This window comes from Moellerella wisconsensis ATCC 35017 (assembly GCF_001294465.1).
In the GTDB taxonomy this organism is placed as follows: Bacteria; Pseudomonadota; Gammaproteobacteria; order Enterobacterales; family Enterobacteriaceae; genus Moellerella; species Moellerella wisconsensis.
Genome location: NZ_LGAA01000022.1, coordinates 164161 through 188353, shown reverse-complemented (window position 1 = coordinate 188353; position 24193 = coordinate 164161). Strand labels below are relative to the sequence as shown.

Here is a 24193-nt window from a genome sequence, read left to right as displayed (position 1 = left end):
ACGGTTGAGAATAACTTCTTGAGTCAAGATGATCGAGATATAAGGGATAAAGCACTCAACGATCAGAAGACAGGTAAAAATCTTAAAGAAGCCTCTCAAAATATTATTTATCTGACAGATAAAGATAATTATAGCGATAGTTTACTTTCCCGCTATGGCTCCGGTAAGTTGGATGAAGCCGGACAATTAGAATTAGCTCAATACCTTGATGCGTATGGAACTCAATTGCAATTGAGAGGAATGAGTGAAGCGGATGCCCTCAAAGTAGTAGAGCAGATATTGAAATACCCAAGCAGTGCGAAACCTGATTTGTCTGCAGAATACAATAAAGCATTAGGCCAACTAAGTACCGAAGAGCGGCATGTATGGCAAGCCGCAATCGGCACAGATGCATTATTAGCAGGTCCGGGATGAATAAGCCAATTAATGCGATTAGCGTTGATTTCGAGCGGTTCATATCAGGCTGGAACAGGGATTGGTCAAATTATTGATGGTAAGATCGCGGAAGGTAGTATCAATGTTGGTCTTGGTGGGCTGGCTGTATCAGGTGGTTATTTAGGGAATAAGGTTGTTAGCAAGCCGAATGTGAAACCAGATGTAGCGGCACCTAAAAGCGTGGAGTCTGGGCATACATTACCTACAGAGCAAGTTAGCTCAGAGTGGAAAAATTCAATTACACAGTCTCGTGTTAATGTAAAAATCGGTGATGGTTCTACAGGCTCAGGGCTTGATTATGCATGGAAGAAACACGGTGGTGAATGGGGAGCTAACAAATCTCACTTTACAGTGACTAAAGATGAGTTAAAAGTAATCTTACAATCTGATAGTAATCTTACAATCTGATACTGTTGTTAAATCTCCCGTTATTTATTCCCAAACCACTGGTAACTATATGCGTTTTGTTGATATGGGGCGACCAATAGGTATTGATGCGAAAAGTGGCGGCAATCCTACATCTATAATGACTGTTATTACAGATAAACATGGAAATCTAGTAAATACATTTCCGGGTAAAACAAAGGTTAATTAATTATGTATACTTTTTTGCTATGGGATACAGAGCGATATGATTCAGTAATGTCTGTGAATAACTATGATGGGAATGAACAGTTATTCACTTCATTAAATAATGGCACTTTTCCAATATTATCAGCGCTAACTAATTGTGATGAAGAGTTCTATGCAGGGAGTGAAATGCTATCAGCACTAAAAGAAGAGTTTAATACTCTGAAAGAACAGTTAAAAGATACTCAATCAATTGACTATATACACAAAATAATCAAGTTGATAGACAAAGCGATATACGAAAATCTAAGTATTGTAATAACACCATTTATTGCCAACTCACCGAATGATTAATTATAAGAAGATCCCTGTAAATACTACGATCTTCATTAATTATCTTACTCCCTCTCAGCCAACTGGATGATCAACTGTCCGGCTTGGTGAGAGAGGTGTAGTGCGTACCCGACTAAAATTCCATATATTTCAGTTACTTACTACTTAAGGTAAGTTATGGGCTGAGGTTGGGTTGACCTCTATTCTGTAAATAACCCACTGAATATCGTTTGGTTTTAACTACTTCACCTTTAGCCGTCGGCACGAAGAGCTGCGTCTAATCTTTTTATTTATTTCTCTTGTTATACAAAAAATATCTTAACAAACCACCGATAAATACGACTCAAAGCAACAGAGTGGCGGTGTGTCTGGCAGTGTTGGATCGGACTTGAATATCACGGCTTCCATGAATGCCAATAAAACCGAGATGCACAGCGATTATCAATCGGTGGATAAACAAATAAAAGGTGAAAATGCAGGCGCCCAATCGCTCGGTACAATGACGGCCGAAGCGGTGGGAATACTGTCCGAGAAACTGTATAGCAAAGATGTAAGTCAACTGACCGAAGATGAAAAAGCCACAGTCAGTGCATTTGCGAGTCTGGCGGCGGGCATTGCGGGTGGTGATACGTCAAGTGCAGATAATTAAATTATTATTTGTAATTGGTCTGGTTGTTATTTTTTACCATGGCGATGACTTATTTTTTTTACTTCTCATACCTTTCATATTAATAGATTATTAATTACTTTAAGTAGATGTTTTTTGTTTTTGATTATGGTTTATTTCATTTTCCCTATGTAATATATTTTTATTTATTATATTAACTATTATTTATATAGTAAGAATATAATTTATTATTGAAGGGGGTAATTATAATTCTGAGGTTATTATTAAGAGTGAGGCAAGTAATCTATTCAGTTTTACGATTAAATTATATAATAATAGTATTATTAATATTATCGCTATTGACTTTTGCCGATAATAGACTTGGTTTTATATGCGGTAAATTCAATGGTCATGTGATGGAAGTTCCGGCGAACTATATTATTTACTGGGCAGAATATGAAGATGCCAGTATTTTGAAGCCGATTTTATCTATAATAAAAAAGGCTGTGAGGCGAAATTTAGAGTATTGCCGATGATCATCAATTGGCCAGATATGCAGGCTGGAGATCAGGAAGAATGGTGGAAAAAAAACGGGGATTTGATGGGCTAACCATTAGTGTTGAGCCATTACAAAAAACTGATCCTGATCTAACTTATATGCGTAATTTTTATCTTAAAAAACGTGAGGATAAACGTTTTGATCCGATGATGTATCATCAGGAATTAAATCTCTATTCTGTTAAGGTGACTAAAAAATCAGTCCGCACTAAGCTTGCGGATAGAAGTAGTCGCTATTTTTTTGATGAAAATATTAATAATTACTATTGGGCAGAAATAGACGGGCGTATATCGGTGGTTTTTGACTGCATATGGCTGCCCTTGGCTAAAAGATATTACACCTGCAAAGCGATGTTTGTCATGCCTGAAATAGGGGTATTTATTGAGGTGATTTTTACACCGGAAAAATTACCGCAATGGCAGGAGATAGTCAGTAAGACTCAGCAGTTTTTATTATCGAAGATTAAACATTAAGGGCAATTTCTATGCTAACCATTAATAACTACTAAAAATTATCAAATAATTGACCAGATAGCTCGCAATTTTAATGGTTACTCGATGGCAGTGATATGGTAGAGGGAGGCTGCATGATGATAATGTTAAAAATTAACATTATCCGCAAGTAACAATAGCATTTTTCTTTGCTGGTGATAATGATAACTGTTAACATCTGTATTCTTAATATAGAGGTATAATATGAAAATAAAATGTCACCTGCTCTCAGCATCATTACTGGCTTCATTAGCCTTTTCTGCCACCGCGACTACTTATCCAGTTACTTTTACAGATACTGATGGGCAAAAAATTACATTACAGCAAGAACCTAAACGTATTGTTTTACAAGATGGTCGAGATATCTTAGCGCTAGCATTACTCGATAGAGATAATCCTTTTGAGCGAGTTGTTGCTTGGAATAACAATTTAAAAAAATCTGACCCTCAAGCGGTTTCATTGTTAGAAAGTCAGTGGAAATCAACAATGAATAATATTTCTGATATGGGATTTAATGATAAAGGTGAAGTTAATACCGAGTTAGTTATTGCACAGCGTCCAGATGTATTGATCGCTCAATTACGAGCTAAGCCAGCTTTAGAAGGCTCAGGCGTGGTAAGTAAATTAAAACAAGCTAATATTCCGATTATTTACGTCGATACCTTTTTGGAACCGGTTAAAAATACCAAAGCGAGCGTGAGTTTATTAGGTTTAATACTGAATAAAGAACAACAAGCTAAGCAATATACCGATTTCTATCAGCAGCATTTAGACAATATACAAATCAAAACAGCTAAAATTGCGATTAAACCTCGTGTTTTTGTTGAAGCAAAAGCCGGAGCTAATGGTTCAGACAGTTGCTGTTTTACCCATAACAATGCGGGTTGGGGGGGAATGATCCAAGCTGTGGGGGCTGATAATATCGGTAGCCATTATTTACCGGGATCTTCTGGTACCGTTTCTTTGGAACAAGTCATCAGTACTAAACCTGATGTTTATATTGTGACAGGCTCTCGCTGGGTAAATAAAAAGAATATTGCGGTTCCGTTTGGTTATGGTGTTACAACACAAGAAACCGCCGCTGGTTTTGAGCGCTTAAAGAATCGTGTTGGATTTAATCAAATTAGTGCGGTAGCTGATAATCAATTATACGGCGTATATCATAACTTTTATAATCACACTTATAATATTGTGGGCTTAGAGTATTTGGCGAAATTTATTTATCCCAATCAATTCTCTGATTTAAATCCAGGTGAAACATATAATACTATTATTAAAGAGTTTACTACTATTCCGGTAGCTGAGGCTATTTGGGGAATTAAATCGGTTAATTAATAGGTCATGTTGTTTAACTTGAGACAATGAACTGTATTTATAGAAATATATTTATAGATATGCAATAAAACTAAATATATTAGATATAGTTCATTTTTTATGGCGATAATATAAATTATCTTCTAATAATTTTTTACTGTATAAAAATTAGCTAGAGTAGGATTAAAAGTAATGATTCGTTTAATGTATTAATGGACTATCCTATATGGAAGATATTAAAAATAGCATTAATTAGAATAAAAACGATAATAATTATTTATCATATAAGATACAATTCAGACCGAATTATATAAATGATGGAATATGATTACAGGTGAGAACGTTTTTTCTGCCTAACGTGGCTTGTTAGCCCTATTCTCGATGATTATATTGTCTATTGCTACTGTGTTCTCAAAATCATTGATGCAAAATACAGCATGTTCTCTTCACCGACCATTCGTTGCTATGCATAATATGTCTATGCGTTATGATATGACACAGAGCGAATATAAAAACTGTCATAAATTAATAATAATTCATATCGTGATTAATAGTTTATTTACAGCTACAGAAATTCTTCACCTAAAATAAATCTAAGTTAAATTATAGATTACCATGTAATAAGAAAATTATATTTATCCTAGCGTAGAAAATATTAATGAAAGCGAATTAATCTTTATGGATGTCAGTCTTGCTTATGCTCGAGAAGAAAATATCAGCGATTATTATGCATTATCTCAAATGCCACCATTAGAAACTCGCTTAACTTTAGATTGGTAAAAAGATAAATGGAGCAGTGCCGGATCACTAAGATTAGTGAGTCGTCAAGGGCGTATTGCTATTAATCAAAAAAATGTGATTGGGTAAGATTTTGATCGTAGTGCGAGTTACTCTGCTTTCTCTATTAATGCGGCCTATCAATTGAATGATTATATTAAGCTCAGTTCTGGCATTGATAATCTGTTTGATTAAGCTTATAGAAATGTTTGAATTTTGTTGGAAATAGTGGATTTAGTTATTCTTTTGAGCAACCGATTAATCAATCAGGACGTACATTTTGGACAAAGATTAATGTTACTTTTTAATTCGTAACAATAATTGTTGATAAGCATATTATGCATTATCGTGCTTAATAATGATTAAATCTAGCTTTATTCTCAAGTCTTTATTTTTAATTTAATTAGATTAAGGCCTATGCTGATTTATGTTATTTCAGCTATATAATAGAGATTATTGTCTGTTGAAGTTAAAATTACAAAGGAAGTTAAATGCCATTAAAAATCACATTACTGTTTGTAGTCACAGCAATCGCGGAAATCGCTGGTTGCTACTTTCCTTATTTATGGTTAAAAAAAGGTGGCAGTATTTGGTTATTACTTCCTGCGGTGTTAAGCCTGATGGGATTTGTTTGGCTTTTAAGTTTGCATCCTGAGGCAAGTGGTAGAATTTATGCTTCTTATGGCGGGATTTATATTGTTACTGCATTGTTATGGTTACGTTTTGTCGATGGTGTAGTTCTTACGACAACGGATTGGGTAGGGGCTCTAATCGTGATCATTGGTGCTGGCGTTATTATTAGCGGTTGGAAATAAATGACTTTATGGCTAGTGTGTTATTAAGTATATGATCATTATTCAAGTTGCTAGTCAATTTATCATCGTATAGATTAACTTAAATAGCTGAAGATAAATTGAATATTTCTTCTCGAAAGCTGTATTCAAAAATTGGAATAATTATTATGGGTAAATTATTCATTATTTTAAATTTAGTCATCGCGAGTCTAGGACAAATGGCATATTCCTCACAAACAATCGTCTTTATTCGTCATGGTGAAAAACCAGATAATGACAGCGGACAATTAACCTGCAAAGGATTGAATCGTTCATTAGCATTGCCTGATATTTTGATTAATAAGTACGGGATCCCACAGGCAATTTATGCGGCAGCACCAAAACAAAATAAGTTGGGGCATTCATTGCGTGCGTTACAAACCATTAGCCCGACGGCGATCCGTTTATCATTGCCAATTAATCTTAAATATCACGCTAAAGAAACTAAGGAATTACAGAGGTCTTTATTAAATGATAAATACGCAGATTCAGTAATTTTTGTGGCATGGGAGCATGATAATTTAGTCAAAACAGCTAAAGCTATTATGGAGCAATTAGGGGGAGACTCTGAACAAGTGCCTAAATGGAAAGGTGATGATTTTGATAGTATCTATGTTATTCGCATTGAGAGAACCAGTAACAATGAGACCCATGTTAGCTTTATGCGGGAACAGCAAAATTTAACTCACCTCTCAACTATTTGCCCTAAATAAGTATATTCCCACGTTAAATAGACTGAATAAGTGTTTAATTTAGTCTATTTGATTAAGAATATTACGATAAAAAATAGTATCTGCATTCATAGGATAGAATAATATTTAGAGTAACAGCGCGAGTGCTTTAATTCCTGCGACTAGTTTTTCAGCAGGATGAGCGGCAAAACCAAATAAAACGGCGGGGTGTTCCGGAGGCTGACGGCAATATCGTGATAACGGCTGAATTTTAAAGTCTAACGATTGTGAAGCCTCAATGACTTGAGCTTCGGTTAGACCATTGCGTAACCAGCAAACAAGATGGATACCTGAATCAGCCGGATGGACGCGAAATTTATCGCCTAAATACTGCTCAATGGCATCAATAAGCGCTTTTTTTCGTTCATTACAAGCACGTCGAACACGTCTTACATGGCGTGCATAGTGCCCTTCTGTAATAAATAACGTTAAGGTAGCTTGTTCTAGAAATGAACTGCTTGAATCTGCATAATATTTTGCCAGTTTGAAGGCATCAAGTAGGGGGGGAGGAACAATCATGAATCCTAATCTAAACTCAGGAAACATCATTTTAGAAAATGAACCAGCATAAATAACGCGCTGATATTTATCTAAGCCCTGGAGTGCCTGTAGGGGTCTGCCAGAATAGCGAAATTCACTATTATAATCGTCTTCAAATACCCAACTTTTATGCCCAACGGCCCATTCTAGTAAATGTAATCTACGTTCTAAACTCAGGACGCCGCCCAGTGGAAACTGATGTGATGGAGCAGTAAATACTAATTTGGCAGTTGGTAAATTATTAATAGCATAGAAGATATCCATTCCTTGTTGATCGCTGGTGACTGAATTAACCATCATACCCGCAGACAGAAAAACACCATAAGCACCATCATAGCCGGGATCATCGAGCCAAACATTATCGCTAGGCTTTGTTAGAACCTGAGTGGCTAAGTTGATCGCTTGTTGGGTGCCATTAACAATAATGATTTGTTCTTCTGTGCAATTTAATCCTCGAGTTGCGCGTGCATATTGACTGATTGCGGCACGTAAGGGTTGAAAACCGGCAGGATCACTATGAGATATTTGACTATGCTGATATTGATGCCATGCGCGTTTTAATAATCTCCCCCAAGTTTGATGGGGAAATAAATCTGCGCAGCCAATGCCAATATTAAACAAATTATTATTGGCTAGTGAAGTTTGTAGTTTTTTCCATATATCAAGCATGGCAGAAATATTAGGATTTATTTCTAAATCTATGGGGGAATATATTTCACTCTTTATGATTGGAATCGAAGTCTTAGTTAATTCATCAGGGATGATGTCTGAAATATAGGTGCCTGAACCTCGCTTGGTGACTAGATAGCCTTCATCAACTAAGCGTTCAAAACCAGCGATGACTGAATTACGTGAGATAGATAGAATTTCAGCCATTGCTCGGCTGGAGGGAATTTTATTACCTGGATGTAACCGGCCATTAAGAATAGCATCGCGTAACGAGTGATAAACCTGTTCATGTAGCGGTCCGCTACTCATTGGCAGTATGGGGAAATTATGCTGATTCTTTTTGGCCATTATATTTGTTAATCGATAGCTAAAGCGCGGGTAAATGGGAATTAGGAACGTAATTAACGGGATATAAACTCAGTGACTGTAATTTTGACATAAAAAACCCTGCTAATATAGCAGGGTGTGAAAAAGTCACTAAAATGTTTATGAAATGCTAATTTAACCTATTTAGATGTGAAATACTCACACAAATTGTGTGCATATATTTCTCATTAAGATCATTAGATAATGACTAGCGAATAATCATAACTGAGGTCTTAGCATATCGAACCACCGATGCTGCATTTGAACCTAATAGATAGGTACTCATACTTGGCCTACGTGAACCTAATATAATTAAGTCAGCATTGATTTTTTCAGCGGTATTGAGTATACAGTCTTTGACTGATCCAATCGATGAATAGCTGTGAATTTTATCTTCAGGAATAGAAAACAATTTTATTTTCTGTTTTAGCTCTTTAGCCATGGCTTCAGCTTGTTTTTCATCATCCGGAAAATCTGTAGGGATCATCGTTCTACCATAACGAAAGTAGGTAGAAATTGGTGCTGTGACTGCTAAAAAATGAACTGATGCACCGCTAATTTTTTGTAATTCATTAACATGAGAAATAACCAATTCGGTTAAATCATCTTCTGAAACATCAATTGGCACTAATATTGTTTTATACATATATGATCTCCTTTTCTTGTTTGAGTTATTATACCCAGTTTGAAATTTTAATAATGAGACCAAATACAGCTATTTTTAGATAAAATTCAATAAAAATATATTTTGAGTTTTTATCGATTAATTAGAAAAAAATAATACTGTACAATAAGAAATAAAAATAACCAGTGGTGAATTAAAAATCTATTAATCATGAGTTTTACTGGTTATTTTCATTGTGTATTTCGGAGGAATAAAAATTAATTATCCAGTATTTTTACTGGTTTACCCTGATCATCAACCGCTACAAAATTAAATTGCCCGTGGATAACTTCTTCGCGGCCTTCGGAATACATATCTTCAAGAAAAATAGATACATTCACTGTCAAGCTGGTGGTTCCTACGCGGATAACTTTACCAATTAATTCAATAATAGTGCCGGAAGGGATAGGGTGAGTGAAGTTAATTTTTTCAGTTGAAACAGTAACTAATCGTTTACGAGAAAAACGTGTGGCGGTAATAAAAGAGACTTCGTCCATCCACGCGAGCGCAGTTCCACCAAATAAGGTGTCATGATGATTGGTGGTGGTCGGAAAAATAACTTTCGATACCCTCGTTATCGATGATGATATTTTTGCCTCTAATAAGCACTCTGCGGGATCTTTTTGGGGTACTTCTATAGCCATACAACATCCTTAGGATTAATTATCTACACTGGTAATACCCGAGTTATGATTTTAATTTCCGCGATTTTAGGGTGATTAGCCATTGTATAGAAACGATAAGTTAAAATAGAACCGGTGCTATTCGCTGATAGTCATGGCCTTTATTATACTAGCCTGTTATTTTTTATCTAAATAATTTTCGAGTTGAATCGTTCCGCTCAGAAATAAAGTGGCTTGCCCAGAAAGATGAACTCGCGAGTTAATAATTTTGCAATCTACAAATCCGCCACGTACAGATATTTGATGTCCGGTAAGCTGATTTTTATTTAATCGTTTGGCCCAAAGCGGTGCAATCGCACAATGGGCAGTTCCGGTTACCGGATCTTCATTAACACCTTTCGCGGGAGCAAAATAACGTGATACAAAATCACAGGTGTTGTTTTGAGATAATGCAGTAACACATAAGCCGGGGAGAGGTAATTGGGCTATTGCATCGAAATCAGGAGAACAAGAAGCGACATCTTGCTCATGAGATAAAAAGCAAATATAGCGATCATTCGCTAAGTACAACTCGTCAATTTGGGTATGGATAATTTTGCTCAGATGGTCTTTTAATTCGGTGGGAGCGATTGAACAAGCTATTTGGGGAAAATCTAGCGTAAATCTGTTAGTCGTTCGGGTGACGGTTAACTCTCCCGATTTCGATTGAAATATAATCGGTTGTTGGCTGGTTGATAATTTATCGATGATAAAAGCGGCGGCTAATGTAGCATGACCACATAAATCAACCTCTATTTTGGGCGTAAACCAGCGAATATGTCGATCGACGATAAATGCGGTTTCAGATAAATTAATTTCTGCGGCAAGAGAAATTAATAACGTATCATCTAGCCACTGATCAAGTAATATAATCGCGGCTGGGTTGCCTTTAAATAACTGATCGGTAAAAGCATTAACGTAATAAACGGGAAAAGTAGAAGCGGTCATATATTATTCTTCTTATCAATGAAACGGTTATATTAGAGAACAAATAATAGAGTCATAATGTTAATATGCTTTTGCGGAATATTTCATTATTCTGTCAGCAGCTGATTAATTAACCAATAACCTGCTAGTCCGGGAGGATTAGTTTTTGACCAGACCAGATCAACATCAATTAATTTAGGCCACTGAGCATATTGCAAACTGACCAATTTATCATGACCAAATTGTTTTACTAACCAAGTGGGTAAAATTGACCAACCCATGCCTTGCTCTGCCATTTCTAACAGTAATAAATAGGTGGGAGCAACCCATAATTTTTCACTGTTGATCATTAATTGATTCTTGCTACTCAGATGCAATTGACGAGTCATAGTTAGGTGCTGATGGGTTAATTTAGTGACTTTGGTTAGGGGATGATCTTGAATGACATACAGCCCCATTTCGCCCTGTTTAGGCAATCGTGCAGATGCAATATCTGGCGGATATTCAGCACGAGAGTCAATCATACCTATATGCACGTGACCATTTTGTAGCAGTGACAATGTATCTTCACTTTCTGCAATAATAAATTCAAATTCTAATTGTGGGAATTTTGCATCCATTTCTTGCATGAGATAGTCAGTATGTGGCGGCTGATAAATATCAGAAAAACAACAGCTTAATCGAGATTCCACCTGCTGGTTCAACTCAATACTTACCGCATATAAGCGTTCATTGGCAGACAATATATCCTCAACTAAGCTTAGAACTTTTCTTCCTGCTGGGGTGAGAATTGATTGACGACCTTGGCGTTCGAACAGTAAGACTCCTATATCGGTCTCAAAATTTGCAATCAGCGTACTGACGGTTGATTGGCTTTTATTTAGTTTACGTGCGGTGGCAGAAAAAGATTTTAGTGCTGCGGCCTCAACGAAAGTGCGTAATGTATCAAACGAATAATTCATCATGGTATCGGTTTTATCGATGGCTGGTATTTTGTATTCATACATAGAACCGATGATAATTGCACTATAGCAATCAGAGTTCAAGTAAGATGCGATATAGAGGACTATTTAGGTTAATCCTTCGCATTGAAAAGTAGGACTTATTTTATACAGAATTGAGAATAATTTTTTGAGGTACTAAATGAGTGTTAATAAAAAGTCTTTGCGAGAGCGTATTTTTCACGCGGTATGTTTTGAAGTTATTGCGATAGCGATTACTGCGCCGATAAGTGCACTCATGTTAGGCCGTTCGATACTTGAGATGGGGAGCGTGGCGATTATTTTATCAACTATCGCCATGATATTAAATGTAGTTTATAACATGATTTTTGATTATTTTTGGCCTTTATCCAAAGGGCCTCGTTCGACCGTGATACGAGTCATTCATGCAATAGGGTTTGAATTAAGTTTTGTGATTATCGGTATTCCGGTTATTGCACTATTGCTTAATATGACATTATTTAATGCCTTTATGCTAGAGATTGGTTTCTTTACATTTTTCTTATTTTATACCTATATTTATAATCTGGTGTATGACAAATTACGTGAACGTTGGTTTGCGGCTAGAGCAGATGCTGTGGTGACTGAGATGCGAAATAAGTAAGATTTAAAATAACGAGGCACGGGTCAAAATACGTGCCTCGCTGTATATTTAGTGGCTAATTATTGAGATGTGAGTTCTTTTTGATCTGCATTTTTAAGCATGTTTCGTACGGGTATAATTAGTAAAGCCAATACAGCGGCACAGATAACTAACGCGATAGAAACATGAGAGAACAATTCTGGCATCGAGCCTAATTGTTCTTTATTGATATTCCCACCCATAATCCCTGCGGCTAGGTTACCCAGTGCACTGGCACAGAACCATAGTCCCATCACTTGTCCGCGCATTTTTTGTGGCGCCAATAAGGTCATCGTGGCTAACCCGATAGGACTGAGGCAGAGTTCCCCCATGGTGAGCAGTAAAATACTGAACACTAACCAGCCGGGAGACACGCCGCTTTGGGTCGCAAGAACTTGATTGGCGGCAAACATCATGATGGCAAAACCGCCCGCTGCAAATAAGATCCCAATAATAAATTTGCTGATACTGCTTGGATTCATGCTACGTTTCGCCAGCGAAGGCCACAACCAGCTGAAAATCGGTGCGAAAATAATAATAAATAGTGCATTTATTGACTGGAACCAGATAGTCGGGATTTCAAAGCTTCCTAACTGGCGGTCGGTATAGTCACGAGCGAAAATATTAAAAGAAGTCGGTTTTTGTTCAAATGCTGACCAAAAGAAAGCTGCTGCAATTAATAAAATTAAACATACTAATAATCGAGAGCGTTCGCTGGATGTTAGTCCGCCTAAAAAGAACATAAACAAGAAGTACAACCCGACACAGATAGAAATAATGTAAGCCGAACTTTTGGCGATAATCGATGGGTTAAATGGAATTGTGCCGCGGCTAATCAGCACGACCAAGACAGCTAATGCTGCCATGGCTAGAGTTACCCACAGACCTACATTTTTACGTTGCACAGTAGGATGATCCCAACTGGAATCTAAGCCTACTTGTTTATCATAACGACGCATTTGTGGTACGGCATAAAAACGGAAAATTAGTAAGGCGATTAACATGCCGACCCCGCCCAGTCCAAAGCCTAAATGCCAGCCATACTTTTCATGCAGTGGGCCAATAATTAAAGGGGCAATAAATGAGCCCATATTAATACCCATATAAAATAGAGAGAAACCGCCATCACGACGAGGATCTTCTTTTTTATACAAAGTGCCGACCATGACAGTAATACAAGTTTTGAATAAGCCGGTACCGAGCACAATTAGTAGTAATCCAATGAAAAAGAAGGTATCGGACCAGAATGCGGATAATGCAATCGATAAGTGACCGCAAGCAATAATTAGTGAGCCATACCATACGGCACGGCGTTGTCCGAGCCAGTTATCGGCTAACCATCCTCCGGGGAGTGAGGTAATGTACACGCCACCGGCAAATATACCGACGATAGCGGAGGCTTGTTCAATGGGGAGATCCATTCCGCCCTGCAATAGCGCGGCGCTCATAAATAGGATTAATAGTGGACGAACACCATAAAAAGAAAAACGTTCCCACATTTCGGTGAGAAATAATGAGCTGAGGGGATAAGGATGACCAAAAAAAGTCTTGGTTTTCGTTACTGAATTTTCCATCTGAATACTCTCGTCAATAACCTCAATGAGGTTGTAGCTGGCAATATACCCAGAGAACACCAATGCGCGTAATGAGCCGCAGCTTGGGTAACTTAGGTTATAAAATAACGTTGCTATTAAATATCCTTACAACGCACGTTAATTTTATGTGTACAGCATCCCTTTCTGTAAACATTTATGCAACATACATTATTATAAAAGCGTCTAGATAGAGAACATCTTTCTTGGCTTTTGCATGTTTTTTAGATGAAAGTTCGAGGGAACTCTCATTTTTAAACATGTATTACCTGTAATAACATATTTTATTATTTACAGAAAGAGTAAATGTTATATGAAAGAGAGGAGAATATAATTTATTAATAAAAACAACAAATTGATTGGTTTTTCTAGATAAAGAATATTAATTATATAAGCTAGTCAGTAGATTTGGATTAAATAGAGATAAATTAACAGATATATTTATCAACATAACGTAAATTTTCCGTGGTAATTATATGTTTTTTGTTTGGTATTTTATTGAATACCAAGAATAAATTAGATTAATTAATACTAATAGGGCACTGAAGAAAAATACAGCTCTAAATCCATAAGTTGCCGCGACCAGAGATCCCATCAATGGGCCGGTGACATTACCTATATCGCGTAATGCTTGGTTATAACTGAAAATACGTCCAGTAACTTGATGAGAAATATTATAAATAATGAGTGTTTGTACCGCCGGTAATAAGGCGGCATTCAATGCCCCGAGTAAGAAGCGCAGTGCGCCTAATTCCCAGTAATTACTGACTAATCCCATCGGAAATAAGACAAAAATTGAAGCACCTAATACAGCGAGTAATACTTTGTCCGGGCCAATTCTGTCACTGAGTTTACCGAGCCTAGGGGCACTGATTAAGGCGGCAATACCCGGAATAGACGCGACAACACCGCTGATAAAGGCCAGATTTTCGATAGAGCCGGAGAGATCCCGGACATACAGAGTTAATATAGGATTGATTGACCCCATGGCGGCTTGAATAATCATGGTGGTGAAAAATAAACTAATAACTAAACGCTTGTTTTTTAATGAAGCAAAAACTTGCTGATTACTAAGTGCATCTTTACGCGAAACCGGAGTGAAGTTTTCTTTGACATAAAAAAGAGTGACTAAAAAACAGATAAATAATACGGTAGCTGTAATAAAAAAGGCCGGCCTTAGGCCATAATGGTCAGCTAATATACCACCAATTAAAGGACCAATTAATGCACCACTAACCGCACCAGTCGATAGAATACCTAATGCCCAGCCACTTTTTTTCACCGGAACTTGTGTAGCAATCAATGCATTGGCATTGGGAACAAAACCGCCTAGTATCCCTAGCAAAGCACGCAAAATAAGTAATTGCCAAATATCTTGTGCAAAACCAATCAATACCATCACTATCCCCATACCGAGGGCGGAACGTAATAGCATCAATTTTCTCCCTTTACGGTCAGAGAGTTTCCCCCAGAATGGAGCGGCGATAGCGGAGAATAAGAAAGTAATGCTGAATACCGCCCCGGTCCATAAGCTGAGTGAGCCGGGATCGGTTATGCCGAGTTCTTCAACGTAGAGTGGTAAGAAAGGCATGATCAGACTGAAAGCTGCGCCTGTAAGGAAGCAACCAAACCAGACAACATATAAGTTGCGTTTCCAATAGGTATTTTGCGATATTCTGACCATAGACCTCATACTACATGTTAATGGCCGATATTTATTAGTTTTTGAATAACTATCAGCCGGTTAATCGTGTAATTTATCGAGCTTACCATATAAAGAAGGCTCACCGGGGGGGCGAGTTTTAAAACGGCGATGTAACCACATATATTGATCAGGCGCTTGCATAATTTCTTTTTCTACCACTTGATTTATCAATGCCGCCGCAGTGACTTCATCTTTCATTGGAAAATCTTCCACCGCCGGTTGAATGATTAATTCATACCCTCGGGCATGGGGTAAACGGCGCGGGGTAAAGGGAATGATCAGCGGATTGGCTAAACGCAGTAATATTGAAGTTCCCACGGTTGTAGCTGCTTTATCGACAGCAAAGAAAGGCGCAAATACACTGTTTTTAGGACCATAGTCATGATCAGGGGCATACCACAGGATTTCCCCTTGTTTCAGATTACGCACCATGCCTTTGACATCCTTTCTATCGATAACGCTCTTATTCGATCGCACGCGTCCCCACGCCTGTAGCCAGTCGAGTAATGGGTTATCGTTAGGGCGATAGACACCGATTCCGGGATTTAAAATACCAAAAATCCGTGCTCCGAGTTCTAAGGTCAGAAAATGCACCCCAATGACTAAAATGCCTCGGCCAGTTTGTTGTGCTTGCTGAATATTTTCACGGCCTTTAATGGTAAACCAGCGTTGAATACGCCAATCGGGCCAAAACCAAGCCATTCCGGTTTCAAAAATACCCATTCCTACCGATTCAAAATTTTGTTGAATTAATTTTTGGCGTTCTCTGAGGCTCATATTAGGGAAACACAGCGCTAAATTTCTATCAGCGATGTTAACGCGAGATTTTAACAGATGGCGCGAAAGGCGCCCAAGGCGTGTTCCCATCCAATAGATTATTGGATAAGGCAAAAGCGTCAGAATATAAAGCAGCCCAATACCCAGTAATAATAACCAGTAGCGAGGATGCAAAAAACGGGCTTGAAAAGTGGGAGTCTTAGTCATCTGTTTCCGAATCTATTTACTGTATATGCGCCTGATAGTCATCAGTAACACATTTTTTTATAGTAAAACCATCAATTATAACAAACTAATAATTTTAAATATTAACCGATTGCATGATATTTACCAACTCAGCAATATTTTTCACCGCCATTTTCTCCATCACGCGAGAGCGGTGAACTTCCACAGTACGTACCGAAACACAAGCTACATCGGCAATTTCACGGTTAAGCATTCCTTGGATGACATAGGCACAAATATTCTTTTCCCGTGGCGTTAGGCTATGATAACGCTGCATATTTATATATTTCTGAGTAGCTTTACGAGTGGCTATTTCTGCATGTGCAAGCGCGTTAATCAGCGATTGGCTATCAATAGGTTTTTGCAGAAAATCAATGGCGCCAAATTTCATTTGTTCGACCGCCATCGGGATATCACCATGCGCGGATAAAAAAATGACCGCTAAAGTACTGTGAGCATCTAGCAATTTTTTATAGACCTGACGGCCATCGATTTCTGGCATTCTCATATCTAACAACACTATGCCTTCAGTTAATAGATCTACATTTTCGATAAAATTTTTACTGTTATTCCAAACTTGGCTTTCGTAACCGAGTGTTTCGAGTAGGAATTGGCAGGCATCAGTGACATCCGGGTCATCATCAACTAAGTGAATGATTGGCATCTGGTTTGGCCCTTAGAGCAAAATAATTATGTATTATATCAGTTATATCAGATAATTCCGTGGTAGAGAACGGCGTAAAAATACGCCTATCGTTTATAGCAGATTATTTTTTTGATGAACGCAATCTTGCGGGAAAATTAACGTCATTCTTAATCCCATAAGGTGTCTATTTGCGGTTTGTTCTTCTGCGGCATTATTATCAACAATGTTATCAGTCGAGTCTTCAAATAATTGATTTTCTAGTCGAATATCGCCACCTTGGCTACGAATTAACCGCTGACAAATAACTAATCCCAAGCCTAAGCCATCTTGTTTAGTGGTTGAAAAAGGTATGATGCCACGGTGTAATTGTTGATCGTTCATACCGCCTGCATCATCTTGTAAAATCAATAAAAAGTGATTGGGACCTGGATGTAATTCAAGACGCAATTTTTCAGCGCCTGCCTGCAAGCTGTTATTAATTAAGTTGGATAATAATTGTTCTAGCAGTGTATCTGGCAGACGTAGTTCGATATCGTCACCTGTGGGTAAAAATAGTTGTGCTTTAGGATAATACTGCTCAATACGCAGCAGCCGCCAGAGATGAAGAACGGTTTGGATAATCGGTTGATAGCTATAATTTATTGGCTGATCTTGATGTGTTTTACCCACCCATGAGCGCAGATTTCGTATGATATCTGCTCCGCGTTGTGCTTGAGTATCTATCTTTTCTAAGGCTGGGATCAGTGGATGTTGTTCGGATTCTTGTTTCAGACGGATAACACTACCTTGGGCATAATTGCGGATTGCTGCTAGTGGTTGATTGAGCTCATGAGCAAACCCCGAAGCCATTTCGCCCAGAATACTCAGGCGCTGAGCCTTTTCTAAATCGACTTCTTGCTGACGTAATTGATTATGAGCCTTTTCTAATTGGCGACTTCTACGCTTCACCAGAAAGGCAATCCAAATATGATTAATGCCTAAAAGAATAAAAATCAGGGCAATACCGCCAATAGCCAGTTGATATTGCACAATCCAACTGACGATATCACGCCAAAATTGACGTTGTTGAGGATGTTGATTCACCGAGCGCAGTAGGGCTTCAACTTGGCTTACTGAAGAGGGCGCTCCCCAGCGTAAGCCATCATTATCTGAAGACAATAATATACGGGTCACTTTATCTACCAAATTATCGGGCACATTATTTAGCGCGGCGAAAGACCAATTAGGATAAAGCTCGGTGCTAGTAAGACAAGAAGATGAGGCTGGATGTTGGATCAATGGGCGAAACAACTGTGAATTAATTAACCCTTCTTTTTGCATATTTTCTAACAGACAACTGGGCACAATCGCTGCAGATAATGTTTTGTCTCTTAATGCATAAATCAAAGCATCCGCCGGAAAGCCTAAAAACTGCATTTTAAAGTCTTTATTCGGATCATAGCCATTATCACGAATGACTTTATACCCCAACAAATAACCGCCAAAAGCATCTGGAGAAATAGCCCCAACATTTTTACCAATTAAATCATCTAGTGAGTTCACACTGTCATCATTGCGCACCAAAATCAGGCTGCCTAACACATTACGTGTTTGGTTATTGGGTTCCCGTGGCGAACGCAATGATAACAGCCAGCGCAGATTATAGCGGCTATCCAATTGAATAAATTGTGCGGGATTAGTTAATAAAAAATTCACTTGCTGACTTTCAACGGCTTGACGCATTTCATCTAAATTAAGTGGCACTAAACGAAAATGTTCTGTGGGAATATCTTTATTAAGTGTGTCGATTAATTGTTGCCAGTAATTTTGTGTTAATACCGAACCGCGTAATGCCAGCACGCCGATCGTCCATTCTGCGGCATGCAGAGAAAAGCTGCATAGCATAAGTAAAATTACTGACCATCGATGCGATTTGTTGATATTTATTTTCATCATATTTGAGTTATTACTTGTTTTAGATCAAGTCTAGTTCGGGTATGTGGTAAACCACAATAGGGAGAGCAAGTATCGGTTTCATACAATGAAGCTATTCCCATTCGGCCTCTGGTGCAGTTAATACAACCTGAGCTCATCGGGGAACGGAGTAACGATAACATACCGAATTTAAACAAAAATGAAAATAACAGCGTTATCGACCGTATCAGTATATGAGTGATCGAAAGGCCGCAGAAGATGGCCTTAACCATCAAATTCTTAATTAAATATTTTGTATTAGCAGTGTAATACTGGAGCCAAATATGGATCTGAGTAAACGTAAATTTCTACAACAGCTCGGCGCATTAACCGCAGGAGCATCATTAGTTCCGATTGCAGAGGCGGGAATTAATTTCTCCCCAACTCGACGAGAAGGTTCCCCAGACCGACGTTACGGCATGTTAATCGATTTGCGTCGATGTGTCGGTTGTCAGTCATGTACGGTGAGTTGTTCGGTGGAAAACCAATCCTCGCAAGGGCAATTCAGAACATCGGTGAATCAATATCAAGTATCAGTGAGCGGTCAACAGGGGATCACTAACGTATTATTACCGCGCTTGTGCAACCATTGTGACAACCCACCTTGTGTTCCTGTTTGCCCTGTACAAGCTACTTTCCAGCGTGAAGATGGCATTGTGGTGATCGATAATGAACGCTGTGTTGGTTGCGCTTATTGCGTTCAAGCTTGCCCATACGATGCACGATTTATTAACCATTCTACGCAAACCGCTGATAAATGTACTTTTTGCGCTCACCGATTAGACGTTGGATTGTTACCTGCGTGTGTTGAATCTTGTGTTGGTGGCGCGCGAATTATCGGCGATTTAAAAGATCCAAACAGTACATTACGCCAAATGCTAAAACAGCATGAGTCTGAAATTAAAGTATTAAAACCTGAACAAGGCACATTACCGCAGGTTTTCTATCTCGGATTAGATGATGCATTTGTACAGCCACTGGTGGGCAAAGGCCAGCCCGAGTTATGGCAGGAGGTATTTTGATGAACTCACAAGTCACAACCATCGCTGAAATTATGGCACAGCCGCAGGAGTTCTTTTGGTTACCGTGGGCGGTGCAATATTTCTTCTTTATTGGTATTTCTGCGTGTGCGGTGTTGTATGCCTGTTGGCAGCATTGGATGGGGCAATCACAGAATCAGCGCTTAGAAATGATAGCGGTTTTTATTGCTATCACGATGGGGATAACTGCCCCTTTAGCCTTGACCGCTGACTTGCATCAAACCGCACGTGTTTGGCATTTTTATGCGTATCCGACGCCATGGTCATGGATGGCATGGGGTTCGGTGTTACTGCCGATGTTTACCACCTTTCTCGGCCTGTATTTTGTGGCACTGGTGGTAAAACAGGTGTGGCATAAAGAATTTAAAGCCACACGATGGATAGCATTATTGGCGGCATTATCAGCTATTGGTTTATTACTGTATACCGGGCGTGAAGCCTCAGTTATTCGCGCTAGGCCGATTTGGTTTAGTTGGTGGGTACCAGTATTAATGTTGCTTAGTGCGATGCAAGCGCTCCCAGCACTGATTAGCTTAGGCGCTCGCCGTGAGCCTCAATATCAGAACTTATTAGCGCGTTGGCAAACTGTGACCTTGCTATTACTGGCAGTCAGTTTTGCTTTATGGGTAGCGGGCGATACGATTTCCGGTATTGCTATTCGTGAGCAGCTGCAATTTGCTAGCCCAGGCTGGTGGATGTTAATCGGGATGAGTGCACTGTGGCTGATGGCATTAATTATGTCGATTAGCAACATGAGCAAAACCCGCTCGGTGGTTTATATCACCGTATTAGCCTTAGTTTCTATGGCATTAACCTGGTCATTACGTTGGGTCTTCTTAATGGAAGTCCAAGCCGTACCTAAAAATAATATTCTCTATAATCCCTATGTGTTCCCGTTAGGAACTGATGGTTTACAGGGGCTTATCGGTACGTTCTGTCTATGGATAGCGTTAATTATTATTTTTCGTGAAGGTATTCGCTGGTGTGTTAGGAGAGTGCAACATGGCTAAAACTACAAGACGTCAATGGCTGAAAGGCGGATTAGTTCTCGGGGGATTGGCCGCCTTCGGCGTGAGTTATCGCGATGTCGCAAAACGCGCGGTCGATGGCTTAGTCAATGGAACATCGGGTAAAGTCACACTGGACAGAATTAATGGTAACTCGTTGATCCCAGAAGGGAGGGCGACGGGCATTAGCGGTTGGCAACCCAATCCACAGCAAGTGGTTGCCATGACACAATGTTTTGGCTGCTGGACGCAATGTGGTATCCGAGCGCGTATTGATCGTGAAACCAACGATGTTATTCGAATTGCCGGCAATCCGTATCATCCATTATCTCAAGATCAGCATTTTGCTTATAACATGCCATTAGAAACCGCATTTAATAAAATGTCCGGTGAAAGTGGACTAGAAAGTCGCTCAACCGCTTGTGCGCGTGGGGCAACGTTAATGGAAGGGCTAACTAGCCCGCAACGTATTCTTGAGCCGATGAAACGGGTCGGTAAACGTGGCGAAGGTCAGTGGCAACGGATTAGTTTTGAACAGTTGATCACTGAAGTGGTTGAAGGCGGGAACTTATTCGGTGAAGGCCATATTGATGGCTTACGTGCAATTCGTGACCTCAATACGCCGATTGACCCTAATCAGCCCAAATTGGGACCTAAAGCTAATCAGTTGTTAGTTACCAATGCCGGTGATGATGGTCGTGATACCTTTATTCGTCGCTTTGCTCAAAATAGTTTTGGTAGTAAAAACTTTGGCGCGCATGGATCATATTGCGGATTAGCCTACCGCGCCGGCTCCGGGGCATTGATGAATGATTTGGATAAAAATGCCCACGTTAAGCCAGATTGGGATCATGTCCGTTTCGCACTATTTTTAGGAACCTCTCCAGCGCAATCCGGCAATCCGTTTAAGCGACAGGGCCGCCAATTAGCTAATGCACGTTTGCGCGATTCATTTAATTATGTGGTGGTGGCGCCAGCACTGCCATTAACCACTACTTTAGCCAATGATCATGGGCACTGGGTACCGGTCCAGCCGGGAACTGATGCGGCATTAGTGATGGGTATGATCCGTTGGATCATTGAAAATGAACGCTATAACGCCAGTTATTTATCGGTGCCAAGTGAAAAATCAATGCTCGCGGTCGGTGAAAAAAGTTGGACTAACGCGACTCATTTAGTCATAACCGATGATCAACACCCCTTAGCAGGGCAATTATTATTAGCTTCGCATCTTAGTGGTGAAGGCGATGATGAAAACGCATGGTTAGTCGAAACCCTTAATGGCGAGTTAAAACCGGCTGATCAGGTTGAGCAAGCCGCTTTGTTTGTCACGCGTAATATTAGATTGCACGATGGCAGTGAAGTTACCGTGAAATCCAGCTTCCAATGCTTAAAAGAATCAGCACAACGTATGACACTGGAGCAATATAGCCAGCGTTGTCAGGTACCTGTCACCACTATTGAATCATTAGGTAAAGCACTAACTTCTTATCAGCGTAAAGCCGCAGTTATCTCTCATGGCGGTATGATGGGCGGCAACGGCTTTTATACTGCATGGTCAGTAGTAATGCTTAACGCATTGATTGGTAACTTAAATCTTAAAGGCGGTGTGTCTGTTGGTGGCGGTAAATTCAATGGTGCGACCGATGGCCCATGCTATAAAATGGACAGTTTTGCGGGCAAAATAAAACCAAAAGGTATGGTGCTTTCACGCAGTAATGAAGTGTATGAAAAATCAGAGGAATATCAGACGCGAGTCGCCGCAGGGCAATCGCCTTATCCAGCTAAAGCACCGTGGTATCCTTTCGCTAAAGGTCAATTGACCGAACAACTGGGTTCTGCTTTAGCTGGGTATCCGTACCCATTGAAGGCATGGATCACGAATATGACCAATCCGCTATATGGTATTGCGGGTATTCGTCAGGTCATGGAAGAAAAGCTGAAAGATCCCCAGCATTTGCCGTTGATTATTGGCATTGATGCCTTCATGAACGAAACTACGGCATTGGCTGATTATATTGTTCCTGATACCCATAACTTTGAAAGTTGGGGGTTTAGTGCGCCATGGGCGGGAGTTCAAGTAAAAGCCAGTACTGCCCGTTGGCCGGTGGTGGGATCTCGTACGGTAAAAACGGCAGATGGCCAGCCTGTTTCGATGGAATCATTTTGTATTGCAGTGGCTAAGCAGCTGGATTTACCGGGCTTTGGTGATAATGCGATTGAAGATACCGAAGGGAATAAATACCCGTTAAATACCGCAGAAGACTACTATTTACGCATTGCGGCTAACATGGCTATGTTGGGCGAAAAACCGGTCGCACCGCTAACTGAGCAAGAAGTATTAATCAGTGGTGTTGACCGCATTATGCCAGCAATAACTCAGATTTTAAAACCGGATGAACAGCTGCGTGTGGCGTATATTTATAGCCGAGGGGGCCGATTTGCTCCGCATGAAAAAGCGTGGGATGGCGATGCAACGGGTCCTCAGTGGAAAAAATCGCTGCAAATTTGGAATCCAACAGTCGCAGCTAATCGCCATGCCATCACTGGTGAGCGCTACAGTGGTTGCCCAACCTATTATCCTCCTCGTTTATCAAATGGCGACGATATTGATCAGGTTTATTTACCTCAAGAGTGGCCGCTCAAATTGATGTCATTTAAATCTCATGTTATGAGCAGCTCGACAACGATGATTGAACGTTTGCGCCATGTTAAACCGACCAATTTAGTGGCTTTAAATCCAAAAGAGGGTGAGAAAATGGGAGTAAAACACGGTGATTGGGTCAAAATCATAACTCCGGGAGGAACGGTTGAAGCGCAAATTAGCTTACTCGATGGCGTAATGCCTGGCGTGCTAGCGATTGAACATGGCTATGGGCACAAAGAAATGGGCGCCAGCCAACATTATCTGGATGGCCAAGCGATGGCGATGAACAAAGCGAATGCTTCAGGCATCAATTTAAATGATCTTGGTTTTGCTGATCCAACGCGTGAAGTGACTAATACCTGGTTAGATTGGGTCTCTGGCGCTTCTGTACGGCAGGGATTACCGGCAAAAATAGAGTTAATTAGTTAGATATAGTGTTTAACGTTATATAAAAAATTTAATTTGTAATTATGAAAGGAGAAGAAATTCTCCTTTTTTCT

22 protein-coding genes and 1 pseudogene are annotated in these 24193 nt (G+C 39.5%); 13 read left to right on the top strand and 10 right to left on the bottom strand.

What is annotated here, in order from left to right; genetic code table 11:
* The 9 genes and pseudogenes from M992_RS11890 to M992_RS11855 all read left to right on the top strand — a co-directional run.
* Positions 1-414, top strand: a 414-nt coding sequence (locus M992_RS11890; RefSeq protein WP_211257338.1) for a hypothetical protein, incomplete at its 5' end; no start/stop codon positions are given.
* A 12-nt stretch (positions 415-426) separates the two neighbouring features.
* Entirely contained in the window at positions 427-843 is a 417-nt protein-coding gene (locus tag M992_RS15500) for a hypothetical protein (RefSeq protein WP_248842526.1), read from the top strand.
* A gap of 49 nt (positions 844-892) precedes the next feature.
* Positions 893-1030 carry a hypothetical protein gene (locus M992_RS15495; protein WP_248842525.1) on the top strand — a complete coding sequence of 46 codons (138 nt, stop codon included), beginning with the start codon at positions 893-895 and terminating at the stop codon, positions 1028-1030.
* Between the two features lie 2 nt (positions 1031-1032).
* Positions 1033-1359, top strand: a complete 327-nt coding sequence (locus tag M992_RS11880; protein ID WP_053908785.1) for a hypothetical protein — start codon at positions 1033-1035, stop codon at positions 1357-1359.
* Between the two features lie 343 nt (positions 1360-1702).
* Positions 1703-1987 (top strand): VENN motif pre-toxin domain-containing protein, encoded by a 285-nt coding sequence (locus M992_RS11875; protein WP_134473709.1) that lies wholly within the window; start codon positions 1703-1705, stop codon positions 1985-1987.
* Positions 1988-2247: 260 nt separating this feature from the next.
* Positions 2248-2977: pseudogene (locus tag M992_RS11870) on the top strand (hypothetical protein).
* A 222-nt stretch (positions 2978-3199) separates the two neighbouring features.
* Positions 3200-4330 (top strand): ABC transporter substrate-binding protein, encoded by a 1131-nt coding sequence (locus tag M992_RS11865; protein WP_053908783.1) that lies wholly within the window; start codon positions 3200-3202, stop codon positions 4328-4330.
* 1247 nt (positions 4331-5577) lie between these two features.
* The gene (locus M992_RS11860; RefSeq protein WP_053908782.1) at positions 5578-5901 is read left to right on the top strand and encodes a YnfA family protein; all 324 of its coding nucleotides are present in this window, start codon (positions 5578-5580) and stop codon (positions 5899-5901) included.
* A gap of 146 nt (positions 5902-6047) precedes the next feature.
* On the top strand, positions 6048-6632 hold the full coding sequence (locus tag M992_RS11855) for a histidine phosphatase family protein (protein ID WP_053908781.1): 585 nt from the start codon (positions 6048-6050) through the stop codon (positions 6630-6632).
* Between the two features lie 105 nt (positions 6633-6737).
* Here M992_RS11855 and pdxR read toward each other — a convergent pair whose 3' ends face one another.
* The 5 genes from pdxR to M992_RS11830 form a co-directional block, all read right to left on the bottom strand.
* Positions 6738-8207 carry a MocR-like pyridoxine biosynthesis transcription factor PdxR gene (gene pdxR / locus M992_RS11850; protein ID WP_053908780.1) on the bottom strand — a complete coding sequence of 490 codons (1470 nt, stop codon included), beginning with the start codon at positions 8205-8207 and terminating at the stop codon, positions 6738-6740.
* 226 nt (positions 8208-8433) lie between these two features.
* Positions 8434-8871, bottom strand: a complete 438-nt coding sequence (locus M992_RS11845) for a universal stress protein (RefSeq protein WP_053908779.1) — start codon at positions 8869-8871, stop codon at positions 8434-8436.
* A gap of 236 nt (positions 8872-9107) precedes the next feature.
* Positions 9108-9533: an acyl-CoA thioesterase gene (locus M992_RS11840; protein ID WP_053908778.1), complete on the bottom strand. Its 426-nt coding sequence runs from the start codon at positions 9531-9533 to the stop codon at positions 9108-9110.
* 156 nt (positions 9534-9689) lie between these two features.
* Positions 9690-10499 carry a PhzF family phenazine biosynthesis protein gene (locus M992_RS11835; RefSeq protein WP_053908777.1) on the bottom strand — a complete coding sequence of 270 codons (810 nt, stop codon included), beginning with the start codon at positions 10497-10499 and terminating at the stop codon, positions 9690-9692.
* Positions 10500-10585: 86 nt separating this feature from the next.
* Entirely contained in the window at positions 10586-11440 is an 855-nt protein-coding gene (locus tag M992_RS11830; protein ID WP_053908793.1) for a LysR family transcriptional regulator, read from the bottom strand.
* A gap of 181 nt (positions 11441-11621) precedes the next feature.
* On the opposite strand from M992_RS11830, the gene M992_RS11825 reads away from it, so the two are divergent.
* On the top strand, positions 11622-12083 hold the full coding sequence (locus M992_RS11825; protein WP_053908776.1) for a multidrug/biocide efflux PACE transporter: 462 nt from the start codon (positions 11622-11624) through the stop codon (positions 12081-12083).
* Between the two features lie 59 nt (positions 12084-12142).
* Here the strand turns inward: M992_RS11825 and M992_RS11820 are convergent, their stop codons facing one another.
* The 5 genes from M992_RS11820 to ttrS all read right to left on the bottom strand — a co-directional run bounded on the left by M992_RS11820 (position 12143) and on the right by ttrS (position 18981).
* Entirely contained in the window at positions 12143-13675 is a 1533-nt protein-coding gene (locus tag M992_RS11820; RefSeq protein WP_053908775.1) for a peptide MFS transporter, read from the bottom strand.
* 490 nt (positions 13676-14165) lie between these two features.
* Positions 14166-15377 (bottom strand): multidrug efflux MFS transporter MdtG, encoded by a 1212-nt coding sequence (mdtG, locus tag M992_RS11815; RefSeq protein WP_053908774.1) that lies wholly within the window; start codon positions 15375-15377, stop codon positions 14166-14168.
* A gap of 60 nt (positions 15378-15437) precedes the next feature.
* Positions 15438-16382: a Kdo(2)-lipid IV(A) acyltransferase gene (locus M992_RS11810; protein ID WP_053908773.1), complete on the bottom strand. Its 945-nt coding sequence runs from the start codon at positions 16380-16382 to the stop codon at positions 15438-15440.
* A gap of 94 nt (positions 16383-16476) precedes the next feature.
* Complete coding sequence (gene ttrR / locus M992_RS11805) at positions 16477-17064, bottom strand: tetrathionate respiration response regulator TtrR (protein ID WP_053908772.1); 588 nt, start codon at positions 17062-17064, stop codon at positions 16477-16479.
* Positions 17065-17157: 93 nt separating this feature from the next.
* Positions 17158-18981 (bottom strand): tetrathionate respiration histidine kinase TtrS, encoded by a 1824-nt coding sequence (gene ttrS / locus M992_RS11800; protein ID WP_053908771.1) that lies wholly within the window; start codon positions 18979-18981, stop codon positions 17158-17160.
* 302 nt (positions 18982-19283) lie between these two features.
* Between ttrS and ttrB the strand changes: the two genes are divergently transcribed.
* Genes ttrB through ttrA form a run of 3 tightly spaced genes read left to right on the top strand, consistent with a single transcriptional unit; the run spans position 19284 to position 24122 of the window.
* The gene (ttrB, locus tag M992_RS11795) at positions 19284-20021 is read left to right on the top strand and encodes a tetrathionate reductase subunit TtrB (protein WP_053908770.1); all 738 of its coding nucleotides are present in this window, start codon (positions 19284-19286) and stop codon (positions 20019-20021) included.
* Entirely contained in the window at positions 20021-21049 is a 1029-nt protein-coding gene (ttrC, locus tag M992_RS11790) for a tetrathionate reductase subunit TtrC (protein WP_174721772.1), read from the top strand. The genes ttrB and ttrC overlap by 1 nt, the downstream gene beginning before the upstream one ends.
* A complete protein-coding gene (gene ttrA / locus M992_RS11785; RefSeq protein ID WP_053908768.1) occupies positions 21042-24122 on the top strand; it encodes a tetrathionate reductase subunit TtrA in 3081 nt (1026 codons plus the stop codon). The genes ttrC and ttrA overlap by 8 nt, the downstream gene beginning before the upstream one ends.
* The last annotated feature ends 71 nt before the right edge of the window (positions 24123-24193 follow it).

What these genes read in the sequence shown, in the direction of transcription:
- ttrA (WP_053908768.1), top strand. Translation starts at nt 21,042, where the DNA reads ATGGCTAAAACTACAAGACGTCAATGGCTGAAAGGCGGATTAGTTCTC.
- M992_RS11880 (WP_053908785.1), top strand. Translation starts at nt 1,033, where the DNA reads ATGTATACTTTTTTGCTATGGGATACAGAGCGATATGATTCAGTAATG.
- M992_RS11840 (WP_053908778.1), bottom strand. Translation starts at nt 9,533, where the DNA reads ATGGCTATAGAAGTACCCCAAAAAGATCCCGCAGAGTGCTTATTAGAG.
- M992_RS11830 (WP_053908793.1), bottom strand. Translation starts at nt 11,440, where the DNA reads ATGAATTATTCGTTTGATACATTACGCACTTTCGTTGAGGCCGCAGCA.
- M992_RS15495 (WP_248842525.1), top strand. Translation starts at nt 893, where the DNA reads ATGCGTTTTGTTGATATGGGGCGACCAATAGGTATTGATGCGAAAAGT.
- ttrC (WP_174721772.1), top strand. Translation starts at nt 20,021, where the DNA reads ATGAACTCACAAGTCACAACCATCGCTGAAATTATGGCACAGCCGCAG.
- ttrB (WP_053908770.1), top strand. Translation starts at nt 19,284, where the DNA reads ATGGATCTGAGTAAACGTAAATTTCTACAACAGCTCGGCGCATTAACC.
- ttrR (WP_053908772.1), bottom strand. Translation starts at nt 17,064, where the DNA reads ATGCCAATCATTCACTTAGTTGATGATGACCCGGATGTCACTGATGCC.
- M992_RS11810 (WP_053908773.1), bottom strand. Translation starts at nt 16,382, where the DNA reads ATGACTAAGACTCCCACTTTTCAAGCCCGTTTTTTGCATCCTCGCTAC.
- M992_RS11860 (WP_053908782.1), top strand. Translation starts at nt 5,578, where the DNA reads ATGCCATTAAAAATCACATTACTGTTTGTAGTCACAGCAATCGCGGAA.
- M992_RS11835 (WP_053908777.1), bottom strand. Translation starts at nt 10,499, where the DNA reads ATGACCGCTTCTACTTTTCCCGTTTATTACGTTAATGCTTTTACCGAT.
- M992_RS15500 (WP_248842526.1), top strand. Translation starts at nt 427, where the DNA reads ATGCGATTAGCGTTGATTTCGAGCGGTTCATATCAGGCTGGAACAGGG.
- M992_RS11865 (WP_053908783.1), top strand. Translation starts at nt 3,200, where the DNA reads ATGAAAATAAAATGTCACCTGCTCTCAGCATCATTACTGGCTTCATTA.
- pdxR (WP_053908780.1), bottom strand. Translation starts at nt 8,207, where the DNA reads ATGGCCAAAAAGAATCAGCATAATTTCCCCATACTGCCAATGAGTAGC.
- M992_RS11820 (WP_053908775.1), bottom strand. Translation starts at nt 13,675, where the DNA reads ATGGAAAATTCAGTAACGAAAACCAAGACTTTTTTTGGTCATCCTTAT.
- ttrS (WP_053908771.1), bottom strand. Translation starts at nt 18,981, where the DNA reads ATGATGAAAATAAATATCAACAAATCGCATCGATGGTCAGTAATTTTA.
- M992_RS11845 (WP_053908779.1), bottom strand. Translation starts at nt 8,871, where the DNA reads ATGTATAAAACAATATTAGTGCCAATTGATGTTTCAGAAGATGATTTA.
- M992_RS11825 (WP_053908776.1), top strand. Translation starts at nt 11,622, where the DNA reads ATGAGTGTTAATAAAAAGTCTTTGCGAGAGCGTATTTTTCACGCGGTA.
- M992_RS11855 (WP_053908781.1), top strand. Translation starts at nt 6,048, where the DNA reads ATGGGTAAATTATTCATTATTTTAAATTTAGTCATCGCGAGTCTAGGA.
- mdtG (WP_053908774.1), bottom strand. Translation starts at nt 15,377, where the DNA reads ATGGTCAGAATATCGCAAAATACCTATTGGAAACGCAACTTATATGTT.